Consider the following 21,242-nt stretch of genomic DNA (forward strand, 5'->3'; position numbering starts at 1 on the left):
TGGCGTATAGGCCACTGGCGCGCAGGTATTTGGGAAAGGAGAGGACCACGATGGGGCGGCGTCAGGGTCTGGTTCGAGGCGTGGGGGCGTTTGCCGTTGGCAGCCTGGGCCGGGTTGGGGTGCGGGCCCGCGTCGGCGATGCGGTAGCCGTAGGGGCGTCGGGGGTCCGCCGCGGTAGCGGCCCTCGATCTGGGCCTCGAAGGCCGTGGCGGTGCGGACGCGGATCTTGATGCGGTTGCATTCGCCCTTGCTCATGCCTCCCAGACTGCGGCAGCGTCAGGGCGCCTTCCGCTCTACGTCCGTTACATCCACCGGAATTCGGCTCCGTACGACGAGTCCATCTCGCCGGAGGACTGTGCGCATCGCGGGGGGGGCAACGACAGATGCCGCCTGCGGCGGTGATCTCCATGTACGCACTGTTATGAAGGTGTTGACGGCTCACCCGGGGCAGACGATTGGATCGAGCTCCGGTGCCAGCAGCTCGTCGATCGTCTGCCGGTGGCGGATCAGCTTGGTCTCGTCTCCGTCGACGAGGACTTCGGGAATGAGCGGCGGCGAGGTCCTCGTGCAGACGGCCTCGCATCGCTACTCCGCGCGCACTTGCCGTACGAGAGCCGTACGGTGTCGGCGAGTTGGCGTCGGGTGAGTGGGGCGTACTGCCCGTAGGCTCACTGCGCGCCCATGAGTTCGAGGACCTTGTTGACGGCCTCGACGATCGGTACGCCGAGCCCGCCGATGGTCGCGGCGATGCCCGCGACGGCGAGCAGAGCGCGGTGCCGCTCCTGCGGTTGGACGTCCGACTCGGTGCGGAGTGCCGGCAGCGCGTCGTCGAGGGCGTCGGCGCTGGCCGTCGGGACCTGGGCGCGCAGCTCCTGGACCAGGGCGAGGAGCTGGTGGAGGGCCTCTCGGACAGCCTCGGGCAGCTCTTGGGCCGGGGTGACACGCTTGTCGATGCCGACGTTGCCCGAGCCACCGTGCATGGTGACGTGGTCGCCGCCGCCGAAGTAGTAGTGCTGGTCTCCGCCGCTCATCAACTCGCCATCCCTACATTGCCGGTGCCGCCGTACATGTTGACGTTGTCTCCGAAGTAATAGTGCTTGGGGCTGATCGTGATGGTGTCCACCCGCACCTCGAACTCCGCCTTCGGGTTCTCGATCGCGTCGGCGATCTGCTGGGCGAGCCGCCTCAGTTGGGCCCGGTCGGGGCTGGTCACCACGGCGGTGGAAGGTCCGGACGTCTCGACGGCCAGGACGAAGTGTGACGGCGCGCCGAGTACTTTCAGCATCTCTACGAGGGAATAGACCAGCGCCGCACCCGCGCCGATCACGACGAGAGCGGTGAGCCCGGGGGAACCGCCGCTGCCGCTGCTTCCGAATCCGCTGGACGAGTCGATCAGGACTGCGAGCAGCCCGAGGAGTGTCAGCACCGCCCCGGTGATCAGCAGCCGCTTCACAAAGAGCAGGACGGCGTCCTTGCGCCGCGGATGGATGGTGAGCGTGTACACCCGGGCGATGTTCTGGAGCGGGTAATAGGCGTCACCGACCCAGAGCAGCCGCCTGCTCACCCGCAGGCTGACCCCGATGACCCGCTGCGCCGAGGCCGCCGGTGGCACATCAGGATAAGGGTCTGCGGCGGGGGGCGGGGCGGCCGGTGGCTCCGGCGGTACGGCGGGCGGCGAGCCCGCGGGTGTGAGTACGGCGTCGGCAGACGTGTTCCACGCCTCTCCCGTTGGATCTGCTGACGTCACACGAGCCCCCTGGTCAACCTTGCCGAGTGAAGTCGATTCACTTCGTCGCGTCTCACTCACGCAAGCGCTTCTGTCAGGAAAAGTATTACAACAGAAGGGAGTTGACGCCCAATGACTTGGCGTCACGCCGTGGTACCCAGCCTCGGCCGACGGTCGGGGTCGCTCTGCCGCCTGGCACTGACAGGCGCCGAACCGACGAGCACGCACCATGGCCGGCAGCCGCCCCGGCAGGTGTCGCAGGTTCGGATCCTGCCGGGGGCTCGAACCTGCGGCCAAGGCCACCCTCCCGAGCCCACGGCCCAAAGCCTCCCGCTCCCCAACGCTCGCTGACTTCCCCTGTCGGCGGCGGGGCCATCCGGTCGGGCCGCTTCACGTCGAACACCTCGACCTGCTGGGCCAGCAGAGAGCGGGACAGGGACGCATCGTAGCTGCCAGCCCCTTCCACCCCGACCCGGCGCACCGCGCCCGCAGTAGGTCCACTTGCCGGAGAGGTACGGCCGGGCAACTGGCGGGCGTCTACAACCGCTTGTCTGCATGGGCCCGCCGATGATTTCATCGCCTCCACCGAGGAGCTCCACGGCTCGCGAAAGCCTACGGCAAGGGCGCCCCCGACCTGCTGGCCATGGGCTTCCTCCGCAGGAGAGGAGAAGTACGACGACTTCAGGTTGTGGGGACTCCTCGGCGCTGCCGACGCTGGGCCAAGGGCGCGATGCTCCGGAAGGCGTTCACGGACAGATTCACCGGCGCCGAGTTCGGCGCCGATCACCTGATGGCGACCGTGTGTGGCCACTACAGGGGTGGATCACGGTCGGCATCGAGGCAACACCAGCCCTGGCGAGCCAACCCCCTGACGAGGCCTGGGTGCATACCCTACGGTCGGACCGTGGGACCGGAACGCATGCGCATCGCCGCCGTACTCGGCGCCCGTCAGGGCAGTGGCTATCTCCTGACGCCTCGTCTTGTCCTGACGGCCGGCCACGTGGTGAAGAACCGCGGTAGCGGACCAAGCGCGGTTTGAACATGACCACTGGCTTCGCCAACAGCGTCTGGAACTGTTCAGTCAATTCATGGGTACGTCCGAGAAGATCAAACGGGAACAGCTTCGGCAACCAGTTTCTGCCGGGCAACATGTTCGGCCCGTACTCCGGCGATGTCGCCAAGGAGCTCTACAACAACTCAGGCGTCCTGAGGTACAGCACGGCGCAGGGGTCCTCACACCCGTAACAGCCGGGCACGGTCCGCATGTTTTCTGCTACCGGCCGTTACGGGATTCACCATCGGAGACCACGCCCCGGTTTTGGCTTTCGCATGACGAACTTATTACCTTGGGCCGGGAGTATTTCGAGGGCAAGGCGGCGCGCCAATTCACCCCCAACAGGGAGCGAACGCCGCCAAACGGACACTTGAAATTCACCCGCCGTTCATCTCTGCTTCATGCTACGCTCGCCGAATCTACCCCTCGAAGGGGTGACGGTACGGGAATGCCATTCAACGGCGGGGGACATGGCACTTCATCAGCATCCACATTCGCTCGACATGCCCTTACAGACAGGGGTTGTCGTGCTGGCCGCCGGACACGGCGAACGACTCGGTCTCGGCCCCAAAGCCCTCATCAGGGTGGGCGATAGGCCGCTGCTTTTGCACGTCCTCGATTCCATGGCCACCAATGCCAGCGTAAACACCGTTGTGGTGACCGCGCCGGACGATATGGTCGCCGACTTCCAGGAATTGGCCGACTCCATAAACCCGGCCGTACTAATCCGGGTCACACCCGGAGGCGCAACCCGGCAGGACAGCGGACACGCGGGCGTCGCGGCGCTCCCCCCGGAGGTGGACTGCGTCGCCGTCACGGACGTCGCCCGCCCTTTCACTCCGCCCGGCACGATCGACCGCCTGCTGGAAGATCTGCGCACGGCGGCCCGGGACGCGCGGCCCGGCCTGGGCCCTTGCGGAATCGTCCCTGCGCTGCCGCTGGTTGACAGCGTGCATCTGCGCGGCGAGGGACCGCTCCTGAAGAAACCTTTCGACAGAAGTCTGTTACGGGCCGCGCAGACGCCCCAGCTGTTCCACCGCCGCTGCCTGGCCGCCGCCTACGAGGCCGCGGCGAAGGACGGCGCGGCATGCACCGACGACGCCGGCATGATCAGCCGTTTCGGGGGCGCCGTCGCCACCTCACCGGGCGATGCCGCCAACTTCAAGATCACCTACGAGTACGACCTGGCGCTGGCCGAAGCGTTCCACGCCCATGCTGCGAAGGCGCTTGTGGAGCGGGGGGCCGGCACATGAGGGATCTGCAGGGCAAGGTGGCCGTGGTCACCGGTGCCAGCTCCGGCATCGGCGCGGCCACCGCGCGCCGGCTGCACGCGCTCGGCGCCCATGTGGTGCTCGGCGCCCGGCGCGGCGACCGCCTCAAGACCATCGCCGACGAGCTGGGCAACGAGCGAGTCGCCTGGGCCGAGGTTGATATCCGCTCACCGCGCCAGGTGGCGGACCTCTTCGCCTGTGCCGTGGACGCGTTCCGACGCGTCGACTGTCTGATCGCCAACGCCGGTGTGGGGGCGTACGGCGGCATCCTGGATCTCTCCGACACGGAGGTCGAGGAGGTCATCGACACCAACCTCACGGGGACCGTCTGGTCCGTGCGCCAGGCCGTCCCGCTGCTGACCGACCAGGGCGGCGACATCGTGCTGGTCAGTTCCGTGGCCGGTCTGCGGGGCCGTCCTGACGAGGCCGTGTACGCGGCCACCAAGCACGCTGTCGTCGGCCTCGCCGGATCGCTCGACCGGGAACTGCGGCCCAAGGGAGTTCGCGTCACCGCGCTGTGCCCCGGCGCCACCGACACCGAATTCGCCATGGGCAAGGGGCGATTCCCCGATATGCCCGAGCTGAGGACGATGATGCGGGCCGAGGACGTAGCCGATGCCATTGCCTACGCGCTCGCCCAACCCGCTTCCATGAGGACCCTGTTGTGGAGTATGCGCAGCGCCATGTCCGAGAACTGACACCGCCGAGAAAGTACCGAATACCTCGCGCCATGCAAAAGTTACGGTCGATTACGGTCCGGGCGCCCGCCAAGGTCAATATGCAATTGACCGTGGGCGGCCGCCGCAATGACGGTTACCACGAACTCGCCAACGTATTTCTCGCGGTCTCCTGCTTTGATGAGATCACCCTGACCCCGGCCGACCGGCTGCACCTCACCGTGTCGGGGAGGGGAACGGCCCAGGTGCCGATCGACGATTCCAATCTCGCCGCGCAAGCCGTCAAGCTGCTTGCGAAAAAAGGCGGGGTGGATCCCGGCGTCCATATCCACATCGACAAGCGCATTCCCATACAGGGCGGCATGGGCGGCGGCAGCGCGGACGCGGCGGCGGCCCTGGTCGGGTGCAACGCCCTGTGGAACCTCGGCCTCGACCGCCCCGGCCTGCTGTCGCTCGCCGCCGAACTCGGCAGCGACGTACCGTTCGCCGTCCTGGGAGGAGCGGCCCTGGGGACCGGCCGAGGCGAACGGCTCATCCCCCTCACCGGCAGCGGGGCCCTCCACTGGGTGTTCGCCATCGCCCCGTTCGGCCTGTCCACTCCGGAGGTCTACGGGGCGGAGGAGCGACGGCGCCGACAGGCGGGACTGCCCTCGACCGCCGATCTGATGCCGTCGCCGAAGGCGTCCCAGCGGCTGCTGGACGCCTTCGCGCGGGGCGATGTCGGCGCCTTGGCGCAGACACTGAGCAATGACCTCGAACCGGTGGCCCTGTCCCTGCGGCCGAAGCTGGCCGCGACGCTCGCCACGGGTAAGGACGCGGGGGCGCTGGCAGGCATGCTGTGCGGCACCGGAGCTACCACCGCGTTCCTCGTTCCCGACGCCCGTGGCGCGCAGCGCGTCGCGGACGCACTCCTGGCATCCGGAACCTGCGCCTCTGTGCAGATCGCACACGGTCCCGTGCCAGGGCCCTCGCCCGAAGAAACCACCGCGACAGGGGAGCAGTCCATGACGGCAGACGTGCGCTCGCGCGAGGAAGTCCTCGCCCTTCTCCGCCGGATCTGGGAGGAGGTACTGGAGACCACCGTCGACGATCCCGAGGAGAACTTCTTCGACGCGGGAGGCGATTCCCTGCTGGCGCTGGTGGTCGCCAACCGGGCGGAGGAGGCCGGGCTCGCCATGCCCCCGACCGGCGTCCTGCGCCGCCCGACCCTGCAGGACCTGACCGAAGCCGTCCTCGACCCCCGCGAGTTCGACCATTGGTAGCCGAACGACGCACGACGCGGCGCGTACGCGTCGGAAACGTGGAGGTGGGGGGTGGTGCCCCGATCAGCGTCCAGTCGATGACCACCTCGGCGACCACCGACACCGACGCGACGCTCCGGGAGATCGAGGAACTGGCCACGGCGGGCTGTGACATCGTGCGAGTGGCGGTGCCGAGCCGCGACGACGCCGCGGCCCTGCCAGCAATCGCCAGCAGGGCCGCGATCCCCGTGGTGGCCGATATCCACTTCCAGCCCCGTTATGTGTTCGCGGCCATCGACGCGGGCTGCGCCGCCGTGCGGGTCAACCCGGGCAATGTGCGAAAGTTCGACGACCGGGTCGCGGAGATCGCCGCCCAGGCGTCCGCGGCGGGCATCCCCATCCGTATCGGCGTCAACGCCGGTTCACTCGATCCCCGCGTGCTGGCCGGCCACGGGCAGCGGACCGCGGAGGCGCTGGTGGATAGCGCTCTCGGGGAATGCGCGCTGTTCGAGGAACACGGTTTCCGCGACCTCAAGCTCTCGGTCAAGCACCACGATCCGGTCGTCACCATCCGGGCCTACCGGCTGCTGGCCAGACGCTGCCGTTATCCCTTGCACGTCGGGCTGTGGGCTGCCGGAACGCCGCCATACGGCACGGTGAAGTCCGCGGTGGCGATCGGCGCGCTGCTCGCGGACGGGATCGGGGACACCATCCGCGTGGGCCTGGCCACCTCACCCGTCGAAGAAGTCAAGGTCGGCATCGCGATCCTGGAAGCGCTCGGTCTGCGCGGCCGGCCCCCGACGCAGAACGCTTCAGGCGAGAACTCATGAAAGGCTCTGGCGCAATGCCCTCGCGGCACCGTGTTTCCTGGGCTCAGCGACACCGACTGGGTCAAATCGTGGCCGAAGCGGCCACCGGCGTCTATCGGCCGCACCACCCCTCCGTCGCGCTCCGTATCCGCGGTCCTCTTCAGGCGTCCGCCCTGGCACGGGCCTGGCTCCGCCTCCAAGAACGCCACCCGGTCCTGCTGTGCGGCTTCGACCGGGACGACTTCACCTGGCGGCTCGATACGCCGGCGGAAGCGACCGGCATCACCCGGGCCGGGCCGGCGCCGGAGGCCACCGCGGACGACGTGTTACGCCTCGTGGAGCGCCTCGTCGACGCCCCGTTCGACTTCACCGGTGGGCCGCTGGCGCGCCTCGTACTGCTGGAACGCCCCGACGAGACCCTGTTCGTCCTTGTTCTCGATCATCTGGTGGGGGACTTCTGGTCGCTCGATCTCCTCATGACTGACCTGACCACGTTCTACGTCGACGAACTCGGCCTGCCGACCGAGCCGTTGCCGCCGGTCGCGCTGACCTACCCCGAGCAGGTACGCGAGCAGAACGCCTACCTCGACTCGCCCGACGGTCTGCGTGCCCTGCTGCGTGTCTCCGACAGCCTCAAGGCCGTCGGTCCGGTGCCCGAAACGCGTTTCGCCGGCTTCTCGGGGGCCGCCTCCGCACGCTATGACCACACTGGGCTGGTCCGCGCGACCATCGCCGGCGAGCTGAGGAAGGCGGTGTTCGCCTGCGCACGCGCCTTCCGCACAAGCCCGTGGACACTGATGCACGCAGCTGTGCATCGCGCCCTCTACCGCCTGAGCGATCAGTCCGCCATAGGCACCACGCTCATGACGGCCAACCGGGAGTCGTCGTCCGTCCACCAGACCGTCGGCTTTCTCGCCGGAAAGGTCGTCGTCGCGACGGACCGCGATGCCGGCGCCACCACCGCCGAATTCCTCCGCGGATTCCAGCGCGCGATGCTGCATGCACTCGATCACACCGCCATCCCCTGGCCGCGACTCATCGCACACATGGAGCCCTCGCTCCTCGGCCGCCACGCCACTGTTCCCTACATCGGCTTCAACCCGCAGAACGCCACGATGCGGAGATGGCTCGGTGGCTGGCGGTTCCCCGGCTGCGAGGCGGCACCACTGGAGCTGGCGGGGAGCACACCGGACGCCGCCATCGTCATCTCCCTGACCGAGGGGGAGGACGGCATCTCGGTGTCGCTGTTCCACAAGACCGACTGGTATACGGCGGATGCCGTCGAGACGTTTTGGCGGACCACGGAGCACACGCTGCGGGAGTGGGCGCACGAGGCCGGAGTCGGTGACCAGGTACCGTGAAACTCCGTCAACTCCGATCGAATTTCCCGCGGTTCGACGGACCGGCGCGGCCGCTGCTCGCCGGGACGTTCGCGTACGCCCTGGGCCGCGGCATGTACAGCACGGGCGGCATCGTCTTCTTCACGCTGTCGTTCGGGCTGCCGGTGCAGCAGATCGCAGTGGCTCTGTCGGGAGCGGGCATCGCTGCGTGCGCTGCGGCGCTGCCGGCCGGCTATCTGACGGATCGGTGGGGGCCCCGCCGCATGGCCCTTGTCATGACCACCGCCCAGGTGGTGCTGCTCGCCCCGCTGCTGCTGTCCGGCTCCCCTCTCATCGTGCTGCCGGTGGTGGTCGCGCTCGGCGCCGCCGACCGTGTGAACTCCATCGCCCGCCGGGCTCTGGTCTCGGAGGTGATGGGCGAGTCGGCGCGGGTGCGCACCCAGGCGTATATGCGCACCATGGCCAATACGGGCATGTCGCTTGGCGCGCTCGCCGTGGCGCCCCTCCTGGCCGTCGGCACACGGTCGGCGTTCGTCTTCCTGATCGTCTTGACCTGCGGCGCCTATCTGCTGGCTCTCGTCGCGACAGCGCGGCTGCCCGCACGCCTGCGCACCAGCCCGTCGTCGTCCGTCTCCCCGTCCGCCCGGCGACGGCAGCGGTCGCGGGCGGCACTGCCGGAGAGACAACGGCTCGCGGCATTCATGACGCTGGGTCTGCTCAACGGACTGTTCGCCCTGCACATCAGCGTCCTGGAGGTGGCGCTGCCCCTCTGGGTGACCCGGCACACCGACGCACCCGCGTGGACGGTCGCCGCCCTCGTCTTCGTCAACACCGTGCTGGCGATCCTGCTCCAGGTCAGGGCGAGCCGCGGTGCCACGAGCGTGGGCGGCGCCGCCAGGGCGCTCGCCGTCTCCGCGGTGTTCACGGCGCTGGCCTGCATCCTGTTCGCCACCACCGCCGCGGGCACCGGCGTCCTGGTGATCGGCACGCTTTGTCTGGCGACAGTGGTGCTCACCGCCGGTGAGCTCCTTCAGTCGGCCGGTGAGTGGGGACTGTCGTTCGGGCTGGCGCCCGCGCAGGCCCAGGGCAGATACATCGGTGCCTTCTCGGTCGGGACGACGCTCCAGGACATCGTGGGGCCCACTCTCGTGGGGGCCGTGGTCGTCGCGTATGTCCCCGGGGGCTGGCTCCTCCTCTCCGCCGTGCTCCTCGCCGGAGCCGCCGTGGTCATCCCCATGACGCGCTGGGTCGCCAACCTGCACGCCGACCGGGACGGCCACGAGGAGCAAGTCCCGGTGCCGCTTGCCTCAACCGCCAGTTCGAGGAGATGACCATGCAGACCGCCCGTTCGCCCCTGCACCAGCGCTTCGCCGACGTGGCGCTGCGCCGCCCCGATGCCCCGGCCCTCATCGATGAGGACGGCCCGGTCACCTATGCCGAACTACGGGCCGCCGCCGATGAGCTGGCCCGTACGCTGACCTTCTTGGCGACGGACGACGACCAGCTGATCGCCGCCAGGTTCGGCCGCGGCCGGTCCGCGCCGACCGGCTTTCTGGGGATCCTCGGTAGCGGCCGGGGCTATGTCCCCGTCGACCCGGACTACCCGCCGGCCCGCCGGTCATTTCTGCTGGAGGACTGCGGGGCCCGGCTCATCGTCACCGACGGCGGCCTGGAGCCCGACGAGTCTCTGTTGGCCAAAGTGGGCGGCATCACCGTCGCGGCCCGGAATGCGGCCCCCGCCAGGTCGGGTGGCGACATCCCGGCCGACACCGCGTATGTCATCTACACCTCCGGCTCCACGGGCGCGCCCAAGGGGTGCGTCGTACGTCAAAACAGTGTGCTCTCACTGCTGGGCGCTTGCAGCGAGGTCTTCACCCTGCATCCCACCGATGTCTGGACGGTGTTCCACTCCTTCAGCTTCGACTTCAGCGTCTGGGAGCTGTGGGGCGCCCTGCTCACCGGCGGCACGGCCGTGCTCGTCCCCAAGCGGGTGGCGCTGGATCCCGCTGCCCTCGTAGAGCTGCTGGCATACCGTCAGGTGACGGTGCTGAGCCACACGCCCTCCATGTTCGGCTTTCTGGTCGGGCAGCTGCGCCGCTCTCCACGGTCATTGCCGCACCTTCGCTACGCCGTGCTCGGCGGCGAGGCGGTCAACACTCGGGACGCCCTGGCATGGCTCGAAGAGGGTATGGCGCCCAACTGCCGGCTCATCAACATGTACGGAATCACCGAGACCACGGTGCATGTGACGTACTTGGAACTCGATGCCGAGGCATGCCGCTCGGCGGACTCCCGGCGCACTCCCATCGGCCGTCCCCTCCCCCATCTGCGGGTCTCGCTGAGGGACGCTGCGGGCCGGGCGGTCGCCGACGGCACCCCGGGAGAGATCTGGGTCGCCGGAAGCGGGGTGGCCTGGGGCTATCTGGGCCGGCCCGAACTCACCCGTGAGCGCTTCGTCGTGGACTCCTCGGTCATGGACTCCACCGTTGTGAACCCCTCAGGCGAACCGCGCCGCTTCTACCGCAGCGGAGACTGGGCGGTCCGCCAGGACGATGGAAGCCTGCACTACATCGGCCGATTCGACGGACAGGTCAAGCTCCGCGGCCATCGCATCGAACTTGGCGAGGTCGAAGCCGTGCTCGCCACCCTGAGCGGCGTGCGCGGCGTCGCCTGTGCCGTACAGCCCCATCACAGCGGCCAACGCGTCCTCGTGGCATATGTGATCGACGAGCCGGACGCCCGGCTCACCCCCGCGCGGCTACGCGCCCACCTCGGCAACCGCCTTCCCGGCCATATGCGCCCTCACCGGTTCCAGCGGGTGGCGAGGCTTCCGGTCACAGCGAACGGAAAGCTCGACCGAGCCGCTCTTGCGGCACTGCCCGTCCTGGACTGGCCGACCTCACCTGCGAAGGACCGATGACGTCTTCCCCTTGCCTGATCGTGGTGTACGACCGAGGAGCGGCAACCGTCGGCGAGATCGCCGCGGCGCTCCCCCAGCTCGCCTCCGTGGTCTTCGTGACACGGGAAGCCTCCGAGCACACCCGGCCCCTGCTCCCCTTGCTCCAGGACATCGGTGATGTCGTCACCTTCCGGGAGAGCCCCGCCGAGGCGGTTGGTCGCCTTACGTCGGCCCGCCCGGACGGCATCGTCACCTACAGCGAGAGCATGCTGCCGGTCACCGCCGAACTGGCCGCCGAGCTCGGCCTTCCCTTCCACTCCCGTGACACCGTGCGACTCCTCACCGACAAGTACGCGCAGCGGCGGCGGCTCCATGCCACCGGCACCGACAGCGTCGCCAGCCGGCTGATCACCTCCCCGGAGGAGTGGCCGGGCGCCCTGCGGGCCGTCGGACTCCCGGCCATCGTCAAGCCAGTGCGTGGTGAAGGAAGCAGAAGCACCTACCGAGTCGATGACTCCGGGGGCGGGTTTCGGCTGGTGTCCCGGCTTCTTGCCGCCGAACCGGGCCTTGTCATGGAGGAGTTCCTGCAGGGGCGGCCGTGCCACCCCTACGGCGACTACGTGTCCGTGGAGAGCGCCGTCTCCAAGGGTGCGGTCTCGCACCTGGCCGTCACCGGTAAGTTCCCCCTCATCCCACCGTTCCGGGAGACCGGCCAGTTCTGGCCGGCCCCACTTCCGGACGAGGAGCTACGGCGTGTGCAGGACCTCACCGGCGAAGCGATACGGGCGCTCGGCATCACCACGGGTATCACCCACACCGAGATCAAGCTCACCAATGCCGGACCGCGGCTGATCGAGGTGAACGGACGGCTGGGCGGCAATATCAACGATCTGTCCGTCCGGGCAGTCCGACGGGACCTGGTCGAGCTGGCCGGCCGCCTGGCCCTCGGCGAGGCCGTCGACGCTCCGCCGGTGACTCTCAACCGTGTCGTGTTCCAGTACTCGAATCTGGCACCGTCCCGGCCCTGCCGTCTCGACTCCCTCAGCGGACAGCGGCGGCTGCGCAACGCCCCCGGCATCACCGGCTACCGCACCTGGATCCGGCCCGGCACACCCATCGACGGCGGCGTCTCCACCCACGATCTGGACCTCATCCGCGGCGAGGCCGCCGACCACGCCGAGATGATCGCCCTTCTGGAAACGGCCCTGTCCCACCTGACTTTCGGCTTCACCCTGCCCGACGGCTCGATGGACTTCTGCACCCCGGCACTCGGCACCCTGCACGGGAAGGAGGCCGGGCGTGTCTCCCCCACCGCATCGCCTGATCCGACGAGATCAACCATCCGGTGAACCGCCCAGGGCACAGCCCGCGGCATCACCGGTCAAACCCTCTTCGCGTCATGATTATTCGCATTTTCCCCATCCGCCCTTGGCCAGACCTTCGCGGTCGCACGGGGGGGACGGGGAAGAAAGAAAAGCGGACGAGTCGGCCTGCACGCCGGGGCTATCGCGGCACGGGCGAGTTCCTCGTCGGCCCTTGCCCGCACGACGATCGAGCGCATCCGCCCACGCAGCGTGATCTCCTGGACCTTGAGTCCCCGGAAGCCGTACAGCGAACGCACCCGTCGGTCGGAGTGCTTGCGCTGCCTGCCGCCTGCCAACCTGATGTCGAGCGTCACCCGGGCAAGGCGGTCCCGAAACAGCTCGAACGGCGCCACGTCGTCCATGAGTTCGCGAATCTGTACTCGAGCTCCCTGCCACGCGTCGGGAGAGTGCAACGGCACCCGGACCACGGTAACGAAGACGCGCGAGCCGATACGCCGGACCGTCTCCGGGACCTGCTCGAGGGCGATCGGCACCTTGAGGCGGGGCAGGTTCTCGCCCAGGAGACCCGAGCGGTCCTGTCCGTCCGCAACCGCCCGGATAGGGGGGCGAGCCTCTGCTCCGGGGCCAGAGCAAGCACGGGTTCCAGGGCCTCCAGTGCGCCCTCGGGGTGCCCCAGGGCCATGTGCGCGCAGGCGAGCGTGATGCGCATCTGAGCCTCCGTGCCATACGCGCGGCGGGCGGGGATGGTCAGTGCACCGGCCGCCGCGTCCAGGGCTGTTGCTGCGCGGCCGGTACGCAGCTGCACTCCGGTGGCGTAGTTGATGCGCCGGAAATCATCGCAAGCGAACAGGCCGCCGATGTCGTCCGAGCCATGCTGCGCGGAGCGTGCCTCATCCGCGCGGGCCAGGGCAGCCTGGGCGTTGTCAGGGGCGCCGAGGCGGGCCCACGCGTCCGCTTCCTGAAGCGCCAGGAGCACTCCCACGGTGCCCTGGCTGCGGTAGGCGGACCCCCGGCGGGCCAGAGTGATGGCCTCCTGCGTCCGGCCGTCCCACAGAGCCACTTTCATCCGCGTGGAGAGCGTCCAGGCGCGCAGTCCGTCGTGGTCGGCCAGTTCTGCGCACAGCCACGCCGTCCGCCCCTGGGTGTCGGCCCGGTGAGGCTCTCCCATGTCCGAGGAGATCCAGGCCAGCAGCCCGCACAGGTAGCCCGCCAACACATAGAGTTCTGTGGTCTGCCGGGGGTGCTGATGTCCTTCCAGCAGCGCGAAGATGCGGTTACGCATGACGCGGGCCTTTGCGAACACGGCGAGCGGCGGCTCTGCGGAGGAGAGGTATGCGGCGGCCAGGGCGCGGGTCTCGGCGAGCAGCTGCTCCAGCGCGACGTCGCCGACGTTGGTGGACTCCGCCCACATCGCCCAGGCGGCTGACTCGCCCGAGGCAGTCTCCACCAGGTCGATGCCCTCCGGCTCCGGCGTCGGCGTTTGTGGAGCTGGCGCCGGCCGTACCGGCGCAGGTGGGGGCTGGTGCTCCAGCAGCTGTAGGTCGGCTGGGGGGAGGGCCTTGCGATCCTCGTCGTCGAGCAGGTCGGCGACGTCGCACCCATACAGCTCAGCCAGCACCACGAGCACGTGCAAAGAGGGCTTCCGGCCTGAGAGAGCTGGCCATTTCTCCCACTTCGCGACCAGTGAGGCGTCCGCGGCGACTTCTGCTCCCCGGCGGGCGGCCCCGAGTTCGCTGATGCGGTCAGCGGCGGCTTGCAGCGTCAGGCCGTGCGCCTGTCTCCATGCCTCACGCGGCCTCATCCGGAACCGTGTCCGCATCTCCATGCTGATCTGCGCCAAGCCGCAGCCAGCGGCCGTCATCTCCTGCCGGAGCTGGTCCCGCGCACGCTTCGCGCCGGTCGGATTGGGGGCCATGTCCACTCCTCCACATATTCCTGCCCTCACGGTAGGGCTGCGGCGATCCGCGGGAGCGTCAACTGTGCACTCCACAGGCGGTTTCAGCGACCAAAACCGTTCCACGCAACCGGCTTCGCCGCAGGTCGTGGCGCCTCGCCGTGTCCACGAAACTTGGACACCGCCGCCCGCGACAGGAGCCGTGAATCTTGGAACCGTGGAGCCCTACTCCTCCTGTCGTCACCGGCGTGGCATGTGACGGCAGTTCGCCGCGTTCCGTCGCCCGCACGAAGGGGCCACGTCATGACACACCAGACCACCAAGGCCGCACAGCAAACGCGCCAGGCCCACGTGGCCGGCGCTACCGCGGCCGCGACACTCGCGGCCGCCCTGGCTCGGCTGGACATCGTCCTGCCATCGCTGCACGGTTCATGGCCGGTCGGCAATCGCGGCTTTGTTGAACTGGGTGGCTGCAGCGCGTCTCTGGCGTCCCGGCTCGCGCAGCGCATCAACGCCGCCGCCGATGCCCTGCAAGCGGCACAGCAGGAGGGACAGTGAGCATCCTGTACGACCCTGACGGGCATCTCGACGCCGCGATCGGCCTGCCGCTGGACCGGACGACGCACCTGCGGCTGGCCCATGCCATCATCAGCGCCGCGGCAGACGGCTCCCCGGGTCTTGCGGACCGCGACTACGAACAGATCGCCCTCCAGCTCACCGGCCATGCACGGCTGGTGGCCCGCGAAGTCCGGGGCCACTGCGATCGTCTTCCCTCGCACGCCGACCCACGCGTACTGGCAGAGCTGGTCCTGGACGAAGTTGACCGGCGACTGGCCCTACCGCTGCTGGGCACGGTGCGGTGTGCTGCATCGCGGGCCCGGCTGGTGCGCGCTTTGTACGAGCGACTGGACCGCCTCGAGTCCGCCATTGCCTCGCCCACATCAGTCTCCTGACCATCGCGCCCCCGGGGCCCCTTGACTGCCGCGTGTCGGGCTGGACCCGCTCCCTCGGCCCGCGGCGCACCACCCCGTCGCCCGGTCGGGCGGCGGCCGCCACACCACGACCGAGAGGTGAAAGGCATGTCCCCTGCACTTCCCGCCCCGGCCACGCTCGCCGCGCGCGCCGGGCAGATCCTGTCCGCGATGGAGGCCGATCCCGAGTTCGAGCGGCTGCGTGCCAGCTGCGCGAAGTACGACGAGGACTGGACCTCGTTCACCGGATACGCGCTACTGGACGGCTGGAACGCCGCCACGGACCCCGCAACGCTGTTCCCCGAGGCAGTGCGCGCGATGGCCCTCAAGGCCGCAGCCTACGAGCTGACCGGCGATGAGCACCTGGCCGAGCTGCCAGTCGCCATCCCCGTCGACAAGATGATCCACGCCCTCGCCGCCCAGTACACAGTGATCTCCCGAATGCAAGACCGTCTCGGCGTGCAGTTCGTGCACGCCACCGACCTGGAGAACATCGGCGGCTGGGACCACGGCAACTACACCGACCGCGCCTACCGGGCGGCCTGGGGCGAACCGAACCCTCGCTACTGGCTGGGGAAGCAGGAAACCGCCCGCCGCAAGGCCATCGCCATCAAGCGCTATGAGCCTTTGGGCATCTTCGACGGTGGCCGCCGCATCGTGCCCGGCTTCGCTCTCACGGCCGAGTCAGCGGCCTAACCGCCGGACAGCACCCGTCGCAGCACTGTCAGCACGTCCTCGTCGGGGAACTGCGCGCGGGCGGCGGCCTCCGCGCCCGCGAGCACCTCGGCGAACCGGTCGGGCTCCACTCCGGCGAGCAGCCCCTCCACTCCCAGCGCTCGGAATTCCTCGGCTCCTGCTTCGGGTCTGTCGGCCTGGGCCCGTAGGGCAGGTCGGCGTAGTCCATGGCGTGGAGAATCTTCCGGGCTGTCGCTTTGGCGGCCCGGAAATGCGACGGTTCAAAGCGTTTCGGGTGCTCGACGAGACGAATCTTCCACGGATGGGTTTCCGATTCGGTGCCGCCCGGCCGGGGTTGGGGGTGGCCCATGGCTGACCTCCTTGGCTCGGCCTCACGGGCGGGCCACCGGCTCGCGGGGCGAAATCCCCCTGTTTCCGTCGTGCTCCGCGAACCGGCCGGCCGCGACTGGAAAACGATGATCGTGCGCAAGGCCCCTAACGCCGCCGTGCTTCCGCGGTGTGACGACAGAGCGGCCACCGCAACCAGGGCCTGGGCGATTCGCCGCATCGTGACCCCCTGTTCCGACGTCCAAGCGGAGAGATGCCTTCAACCAGCCTCGTCACCGATCCGAAAAGGTGCCGAACGTCTGCCGGTTGACGTCGGCAGTCCGGTTGCAGGGCATTCGGGGGAGAGTAGCCTGGAGTTGATTTCCTGCCGGTTCTGGAGGTAGGCGATGTTTCTCCGATTGCTGCGGCGCCGTATGCCGCATCGGCTCGTCCTTCTCGGTAACGGCCGTCTGATCCGCGGCTTCAGCGGCGGATTCTACGACGGTCACGGATACCAGCACTGACACCGTTCACGGTGGAATCCTGGAGGATATGCGGTGGCAGAGGACCCCGATGCCCTGGCAGCCATGGCAAGGATCCTGTCACCGCATTGCCGCGTCACCCGGATGTCCGACGGAGCGCTGATCGCGGACTGGAAGCGGACGCGTTTTCTGGGATTGGCGACGACGGAAGTCCAGAAATTCGCCTCCGGGAGCCCTGAGGAACGCGCCGAACTTGTCACCGGTCTCATGCGTGCCGGGTGCACGACGGGCCGCCGGAAGAAATACGCGGACGCCGGCGTCGGGCACTGGCTGGGTGGAGTGCGCCTGCTGATCCGGGCCCTTGGATTCGGGCGCGTCCTCCGGCTGCTGTCCTTGGCCGCCCCGGGTTACGCCCGCGCGGACCTCCCCTCCGCGGAGGAGGTCGGACGGCTGAAACGAGCAGTGCAGTCACACAGCAGCAGAAGCTGGTTCGTCAACGGCGACTGCAAGTCCGAGGCGGTGACCGCCTTTGTCCTGCTGCGGCGGCGTGGCCTGAAAGCCGTACTCCACGTCGGTGTGCATGAACACCCGTTCGCCCTGCACGCGTGGACAACCTCGGGCGGCCTGTGCATCCCCGACGCCGATCCGCGAGGGCACGCCTTCACACCGGTGCTCTCGATCGACTGCGGAGGACCGTGATATGGATGCGCTCCGCCTCGAGTGGGCCGGGGGCGTACCGAGGCTCCGGACCAGCGAGGCCATGGCGCGTCAGGGACTCGTGACGACGGTCTCCTCGCGGGCCGGCACCGCGGCCGTCGTCGGCTGGGTCGGCTCGGCCCGTGACCGGGCGGCGGGCGCGCGCGGCCTCCTCGACGACTCCGGCAGACAGGGGGTCGCCCCGCCCGTGCCGGCCGGCGACTACGCGGCTGTTCTGGTGTACCGCGACCGCATCCTTCTGACGCGCGACGAGCAGGCACGCATCCCGCTGTTCTTCAGGGAGTCCGGTGGCCGCGTGAGCGCCGTAAGCACCTCGGTCCGCTGCTTGGGGAGCGTCACAGAGCTGGAACCCCGCTACTTCTGCCGATACCTCATCGGGAACATGGCGCAACCGCACTCGGACCTCACCCCTTTCACCGGGGTGCACCGCGTCCTCGGCGGCGAGGTGGTCGAGCTGTCCCTCACCGGGCAGATGCGCAGTCGAACGCTGCGACGCGCCCGTCGGGCCACCGAGCCGACTGCACACGGCTCCTGCCTCGATGAGGCCGCGCAGGAGTTGCGCCTCGCGCTGGAGAACGCTGTCGGACGCCGTATGGGCACGACGACGGCATGCCATGTCTCGGGCGGCACCGACTCCACCAGCGTCGCGCTGCTCGCCGCACGTCTGCTGGCCGCGGAACGGGGCGGCGCCGGTGACCTGGTCCTGCTCGCCGGGCGTTTCTCCCGCGGGGAGCTGGCCGCGGAGCGGCCGTACCTCGACGTCGCGATGGAGGAGATCCGCCGTCACACACCCGCGGCCCGCCCGGTGATCGTCGATGCCGACGACGTGGCCGACTTCGACGACTTCCAGCACCACGCGGGAGACGCCGACGAGCCTCATGCGCACGCCTTCCGCGCCCCGTTCTGGGCCAGGCTTCACGCCGCGGCCGCGGAACTGGGCTGTGACACGCTCCTGACCGGTTGCGGGGCCGATCCGATCGCGGACGCCAACCCGTTCCACCTGCACAGACTGGCCCGCACGGGACAGCTCCGGCAGATGACCGAGCAGGCACGTGCCTGGGCCGCGGGAAGCGAGCGGGGCTTGCGGGACATCGTCCGCGCCTATGTGGTGCAGCCGGCTGTTCCGCTGGCAGCCGAACGGATCACCGCGCTCCTCCGCGGCGGAACGGTGCTCGGCGGCCTTGGCACCTTCAACCGCCCCGGATGGCTGCGATCCGGATTCGCGCGCGCTCACGGCTATCGGGATGCGGGCATCGCGGAGAGCCGGTTCGTGTTCGGACGCAAGCCGGAACAGTCGTTCTACGACGCCGCCAATTACGTCGCCGCGCCCGACCTGCTGTCCTGGCAGCGCGCACGACGGGACGGGTTCTTTCTCTCGCACCCCTTCCTCGACCCGGAGGTCGTCGCCACGATGAGCCGCCTGCCCGCCGCAGCCACGTTCCAGCCGGGCCGTCCGAAGGCCGTTCTCCGTGAGGCCATGGCGGATCTGCTCCCGGCCCCGATCCGCGGCAGGGCGGTCAAGGTGCCCTTCAACGACCTCTATGCCCGCGGCCTGCGGACACACGGCGACGAACTCATCGCCCTGTGCCGCTCTGCCCGACATCCGCTGATCGCGGAGATGTTCGACGTCGAGACGCTGTGCCGGGCCGTGCGGGAGGCCCAGCTCGGCCTGGGGGACTCGTACTCCTGGGATCGCGTGAACAGCTCGCTCGCCCTGGTGGCCTGGCTGGAGCGACTGGACCGGCGTTCCTGCGCGCTGGGCGCGGCGGTGCCCGTCACCGCTGGCTCTTGACGTCCCACAGGGTCCGCTCGACCGGGCCGGTGACGAGGTTGACGAGGCCGTACCGGCTAGATTGCTCGAATTGTTCCGCTGGGGAGGGGATGCGGCTTTCCTCGCCTTTTCGCGTAACGGATGACCCCACGCTCGCGCCGTGCGGGCCGAATGTCCAGTAGACGGTGACGAAACGCGGGTCCCTCGTGTGTTCGTCGATCGCATTGTTCTCATGCACCCTGGCACGGTAAATGAGAGAGTCACGACCGGTCTTCTGTTGCATATTCAACCATTTGGGGACTTTTTCCCTACCCCAGGAGTACGCCACGAAGCGGAGCGGTGGCTGCAGCACGAGCCGGTCCTTGCGCGCGAGGTTCGCGGAGGCATAGATCGCCACCTGGTCGTACGGCGTGTCCATGGGCAGTTGCACCACCACTCGCGTGGCGAAGGTGTCGTTCGAATCAACCCAAGTTCCCTCGGGCATCCACGGTTTTGCCTCGACCAGCTCGCCGGGCTGGTTCATCTCCCGCCGGGAGAGCGGGTTCACGTCCGAGGAGTTGCGCCACTGCTCGGCATCGGTTCGCCACTGCTGGCGGAGCCGGTCCTTCGGGCTCAGCGGCACCTTTTTCCCCATGGCGTGGACCTCGGTGCCGAGCACGTAGAAGCCCGTGTCGCCCTGGTTCCGGAGGGTGATGTCGACCGGTACGGCGAATGCCGTGCGGTCCTTGCTCAGCGCGGGCTTTCCCATGGACAACGTGATGAGAGGCCTGGTTTGTCGCTGGTACGGCAGGTAGAGGTTCTGGTAGCCGAAATTGGCGATCGCGATGATCGAGGAGACGATCAGCGCGGCGGCCACCCGCTTCGGAGTGGGGATCGCGACCGACGTCCGCCACACCGCGAAGACGGCGTATGCCGAACCCGCCGTGAGCGCGCTCAACAGCGCCGGGTAGGTCGCGGAATCGCCGTTCTTGAGGGTCTGCACCAGGAGCATGGCGTTGGTCAGCAAGGCCGCGAACGTGCCGATCAGCGCGACCAGGCCGGAGTAGGGGAAGCTCTGCCGGATGTAGTAGTCCAGGACCGCGGCGGCAGCCACGAGCGTGGTGAACGAGACCACGAGAAGGACGGCACCGGTGATGCGACCGGCGAAGGTCAGATCATGGGCGAAGTCGTCGAGGCCGATCCGAGCCAGCAGCAGCGTGGTCATGAGGAGGACCAGCACGATCACTGCCAGGGCCACCCGCGACTGCCAGGTTCTCAGCGAGGGCTGTCGCGTTTTCGGGTGCGAGCGGGAGTGAGGACTGGGAGGAGTCCGCACGCGATCACCTCCTGAGGCCGCCGGTCGTGCCCTACACGTGTGCAGCGCGGACACAGGAGATCTGCCGCCGCGCCGAAGGTTTGATCACCATCGTCCGTGGTGATCCATCGGGTCGCCATCCCGATGCCCCCGGACGTGCGAGCCGATGGTTCGCCAGGTGGGCTTCGCGACGTCGCCATAGGACCAGCTGTGGCCCTTGGGCATCTCGAAGTGCAGGTGCGGCCCTGTGGCGTTGCCGGTGGCCCCGACTTTGCCGAGCTGCTTGCCGATGGCGACCTTCTCAGTCTTCGTTTACCTGCCGCTGCCACAGATGGCAGAGGTGCAGACATGGCCGTTGTCGGCGCGCAGCCCGACCCACTGGCCGTACGCTCCGCCCTTGCCGTTCGACCAGACGATGGTTCCGTAGCGTACGGCGACCACGGGGACGCCCGTCGGTGCGGCGAAGTCCTCCCCCACCTGGCGGCCGACCCCGTCCGGCTTCCAGGCGAACGGGCCGCGTCCTGGTGCTGGACAGGCCAATCGATTTCCCAGCGGATTGCGAGGAGTACCCGCCCATGAACCCCCACCTGGCCCTGGTCGTCGCACCAGTCGTACTTGGGCTGCTGGCACGGCTTCTACGCCGACCGCAGCGCGCACTGGCCGAAATCACCCGTGGGCTGCGGGACTTGGCGCGCAAGACGGCTTTTCTTCACCTGCCAGTCTGCCCAGCTTGACAGTGATCCACTGCGCAGGTCTCGGGATCGAATCC

At 68.8% G+C, this 21,242-nt stretch carries 18 protein-coding genes and 3 pseudogenes; 13 read left to right on the forward strand and 8 right to left on the reverse strand.

Translation table 11 applies throughout. From position 1 onward, the window contains the following. Positions 1 to 668: 668 nt before the first annotated feature. Both IEZ17_RS05070 and IEZ17_RS05075 read right to left on the reverse strand, forming a co-directional pair. On the reverse strand, positions 669 to 1,031 hold the full coding sequence (locus IEZ17_RS05070; protein ID WP_189296776.1) for a hypothetical protein: 363 nt from the start codon (positions 1,029 to 1,031) through the stop codon (positions 669 to 671). After that, positions 1,031 to 1,612, reverse strand: a complete 582-nt coding sequence (locus IEZ17_RS05075; RefSeq protein WP_189296778.1) for a DUF6232 family protein — start codon at positions 1,610 to 1,612, stop codon at positions 1,031 to 1,033. Before IEZ17_RS05075 ends, IEZ17_RS05070 begins: the two co-directional genes overlap by 1 nt. A 1,638-nt stretch (positions 1,613 to 3,250) precedes the next feature. Here IEZ17_RS05075 and IEZ17_RS05080 point away from each other — a divergent pair. The 8 genes and pseudogenes from IEZ17_RS05080 (at position 3,251) to IEZ17_RS05115 (ending at position 12,366) form a co-directional block, all read left to right on the forward strand. Continuing rightward, complete coding sequence (locus IEZ17_RS05080; protein ID WP_189296780.1) at positions 3,251 to 4,033, forward strand: IspD/TarI family cytidylyltransferase; 783 nt, start codon at positions 3,251 to 3,253, stop codon at positions 4,031 to 4,033. Next, entirely contained in the window at positions 4,030 to 4,749 is a 720-nt protein-coding gene (locus IEZ17_RS05085) for an SDR family oxidoreductase (RefSeq protein ID WP_189296782.1), read from the forward strand. The genes IEZ17_RS05080 and IEZ17_RS05085 overlap by 4 nt, the downstream gene beginning before the upstream one ends. Before the next feature lie 32 nt (positions 4,750 to 4,781). Further along, positions 4,782 to 5,990, forward strand: a complete 1,209-nt coding sequence (locus tag IEZ17_RS05090; protein WP_189296784.1) for a 4-(cytidine 5'-diphospho)-2-C-methyl-D-erythritol kinase — start codon at positions 4,782 to 4,784, stop codon at positions 5,988 to 5,990. Then, positions 5,984 to 6,763, forward strand: a pseudogene (gene ispG, locus IEZ17_RS05095) (flavodoxin-dependent (E)-4-hydroxy-3-methylbut-2-enyl-diphosphate synthase); the annotation flags it as partial. The gene IEZ17_RS05090 and the pseudogene ispG, both read left to right, overlap by 7 nt. A gap of 104 nt (positions 6,764 to 6,867) precedes the next feature. Continuing rightward, positions 6,868 to 8,139 carry a condensation domain-containing protein gene (locus IEZ17_RS05100; protein WP_189296788.1) on the forward strand — a complete coding sequence of 424 codons (1,272 nt, stop codon included), beginning with the start codon at positions 6,868 to 6,870 and terminating at the stop codon, positions 8,137 to 8,139. After that, positions 8,136 to 9,449, forward strand: a complete 1,314-nt coding sequence (locus IEZ17_RS05105; RefSeq protein WP_189296789.1) for an MFS transporter — start codon at positions 8,136 to 8,138, stop codon at positions 9,447 to 9,449. Before IEZ17_RS05100 ends, IEZ17_RS05105 begins: the two co-directional genes overlap by 4 nt. Before the next feature lie 2 nt (positions 9,450 to 9,451). Next, positions 9,452 to 11,038 carry an amino acid adenylation domain-containing protein gene (locus IEZ17_RS05110; RefSeq protein ID WP_189296790.1) on the forward strand — a complete coding sequence of 529 codons (1,587 nt, stop codon included), beginning with the start codon at positions 9,452 to 9,454 and terminating at the stop codon, positions 11,036 to 11,038. Beyond that, positions 11,035 to 12,366, forward strand: coding sequence for an ATP-grasp domain-containing protein (locus tag IEZ17_RS05115; protein WP_189296791.1), 1,332 nt, complete (start codon positions 11,035 to 11,037; stop codon positions 12,364 to 12,366). Before IEZ17_RS05110 ends, IEZ17_RS05115 begins: the two co-directional genes overlap by 4 nt. Positions 12,367 to 12,691: 325 nt before the next feature. Here the strand turns inward: IEZ17_RS05115 and IEZ17_RS05120 are convergent, their stop codons facing one another. Further along, positions 12,692 to 14,257, reverse strand: a complete 1,566-nt coding sequence (locus IEZ17_RS05120) for a helix-turn-helix domain-containing protein (protein WP_189296792.1) — start codon at positions 14,255 to 14,257, stop codon at positions 12,692 to 12,694. A 282-nt stretch (positions 14,258 to 14,539) separates the two neighbouring features. On the opposite strand from IEZ17_RS05120, the gene IEZ17_RS05125 reads away from it, so the two are divergent. The 3 genes from IEZ17_RS05125 (at position 14,540) to IEZ17_RS05135 (ending at position 15,903) form a co-directional block, all read left to right on the forward strand. After that, a complete protein-coding gene (locus IEZ17_RS05125) occupies positions 14,540 to 14,794 on the forward strand; it encodes a hypothetical protein (protein ID WP_189296793.1) in 255 nt (84 codons plus the stop codon). Beyond that, positions 14,791 to 15,189, forward strand: a complete 399-nt coding sequence (locus IEZ17_RS05130; protein ID WP_189296794.1) for a restriction endonuclease — start codon at positions 14,791 to 14,793, stop codon at positions 15,187 to 15,189. Before IEZ17_RS05125 ends, IEZ17_RS05130 begins: the two co-directional genes overlap by 4 nt. A 126-nt stretch (positions 15,190 to 15,315) precedes the next feature. Continuing rightward, complete coding sequence (locus tag IEZ17_RS05135; protein WP_189296795.1) at positions 15,316 to 15,903, forward strand: hypothetical protein; 588 nt, start codon at positions 15,316 to 15,318, stop codon at positions 15,901 to 15,903. Here the strand turns inward: IEZ17_RS05135 and IEZ17_RS43780 are convergent. Both IEZ17_RS43780 and IEZ17_RS44130 read right to left on the reverse strand, forming a co-directional pair. Continuing rightward, positions 15,900 to 16,034 carry a hypothetical protein gene (locus IEZ17_RS43780; protein WP_268249807.1) on the reverse strand — a complete coding sequence of 45 codons (135 nt, stop codon included), beginning with the start codon at positions 16,032 to 16,034 and terminating at the stop codon, positions 15,900 to 15,902. The genes IEZ17_RS05135 and IEZ17_RS43780 overlap by 4 nt on opposite strands. Before the next feature lie 35 nt (positions 16,035 to 16,069). Continuing rightward, positions 16,070 to 16,450: pseudogene (locus IEZ17_RS44130) on the reverse strand (DUF6424 family protein); the annotation flags it as partial. Between the two features lie 316 nt (positions 16,451 to 16,766). Between IEZ17_RS44130 and IEZ17_RS05140 the strand changes: the two are divergent. Both IEZ17_RS05140 and IEZ17_RS05145 read left to right on the forward strand, forming a co-directional pair. Beyond that, positions 16,767 to 17,390 carry a lasso peptide biosynthesis B2 protein gene (locus IEZ17_RS05140; protein WP_229851879.1) on the forward strand — a complete coding sequence of 208 codons (624 nt, stop codon included), beginning with the start codon at positions 16,767 to 16,769 and terminating at the stop codon, positions 17,388 to 17,390. Positions 17,391 to 17,451: 61 nt separating this feature from the next. Beyond that, a complete protein-coding gene (locus tag IEZ17_RS05145; protein ID WP_229851881.1) occupies positions 17,452 to 19,200 on the forward strand; it encodes an asparagine synthase-related protein in 1,749 nt (582 codons plus the stop codon). Here IEZ17_RS05145 and IEZ17_RS05150 read toward each other — a convergent pair. From IEZ17_RS05150 to IEZ17_RS42035, 3 genes and pseudogenes are all read right to left on the reverse strand, one after another. Further along, positions 19,184 to 20,404 carry a hypothetical protein gene (locus tag IEZ17_RS05150; RefSeq protein WP_229851883.1) on the reverse strand — a complete coding sequence of 407 codons (1,221 nt, stop codon included), beginning with the start codon at positions 20,402 to 20,404 and terminating at the stop codon, positions 19,184 to 19,186. The genes IEZ17_RS05145 and IEZ17_RS05150 overlap by 17 nt on opposite strands. 174 nt (positions 20,405 to 20,578) lie before the next feature. After that, positions 20,579 to 20,767, reverse strand: a pseudogene (locus tag IEZ17_RS42030) (hypothetical protein); the annotation flags it as partial. An 18-nt stretch (positions 20,768 to 20,785) separates the two neighbouring features. Then, a complete protein-coding gene (locus IEZ17_RS42035; RefSeq protein WP_229851884.1) occupies positions 20,786 to 21,013 on the reverse strand; it encodes a M23 family metallopeptidase in 228 nt (75 codons plus the stop codon). Positions 21,014 to 21,242 lie beyond the last annotated feature (229 nt).

This window comes from Streptomyces albospinus (assembly GCF_014648695.1).
GTDB lineage: Bacteria > Actinomycetota > Actinomycetes > Streptomycetales > Streptomycetaceae > Streptomyces > Streptomyces albospinus.

Coding starts and splice junctions, on each gene's coding strand:
- IEZ17_RS05070 (WP_189296776.1), bottom strand. CDS start 1,031: ATGAGCGGCGGAGACCAGCACTACTACTTCGGCGGCGGCGACCACGTC.
- IEZ17_RS05080 (WP_189296780.1), top strand. CDS start 3,251: ATGGCACTTCATCAGCATCCACATTCGCTCGACATGCCCTTACAGACA.
- IEZ17_RS05085 (WP_189296782.1), top strand. CDS start 4,030: ATGAGGGATCTGCAGGGCAAGGTGGCCGTGGTCACCGGTGCCAGCTCC.
- IEZ17_RS05090 (WP_189296784.1), top strand. CDS start 4,782: ATGCAAAAGTTACGGTCGATTACGGTCCGGGCGCCCGCCAAGGTCAAT.
- IEZ17_RS05110 (WP_189296790.1), top strand. CDS start 9,452: ATGCAGACCGCCCGTTCGCCCCTGCACCAGCGCTTCGCCGACGTGGCG.
- IEZ17_RS05115 (WP_189296791.1), top strand. CDS start 11,035: ATGACGTCTTCCCCTTGCCTGATCGTGGTGTACGACCGAGGAGCGGCA.
- IEZ17_RS05120 (WP_189296792.1), bottom strand. CDS start 14,257: ATGGCCCCCAATCCGACCGGCGCGAAGCGTGCGCGGGACCAGCTCCGG.
- IEZ17_RS05125 (WP_189296793.1), top strand. CDS start 14,540: ATGACACACCAGACCACCAAGGCCGCACAGCAAACGCGCCAGGCCCAC.
- IEZ17_RS05135 (WP_189296795.1), top strand. CDS start 15,316: ATGTCCCCTGCACTTCCCGCCCCGGCCACGCTCGCCGCGCGCGCCGGG.
- IEZ17_RS05145 (WP_229851881.1), top strand. CDS start 17,452: ATGGCGCGTCAGGGACTCGTGACGACGGTCTCCTCGCGGGCCGGCACC.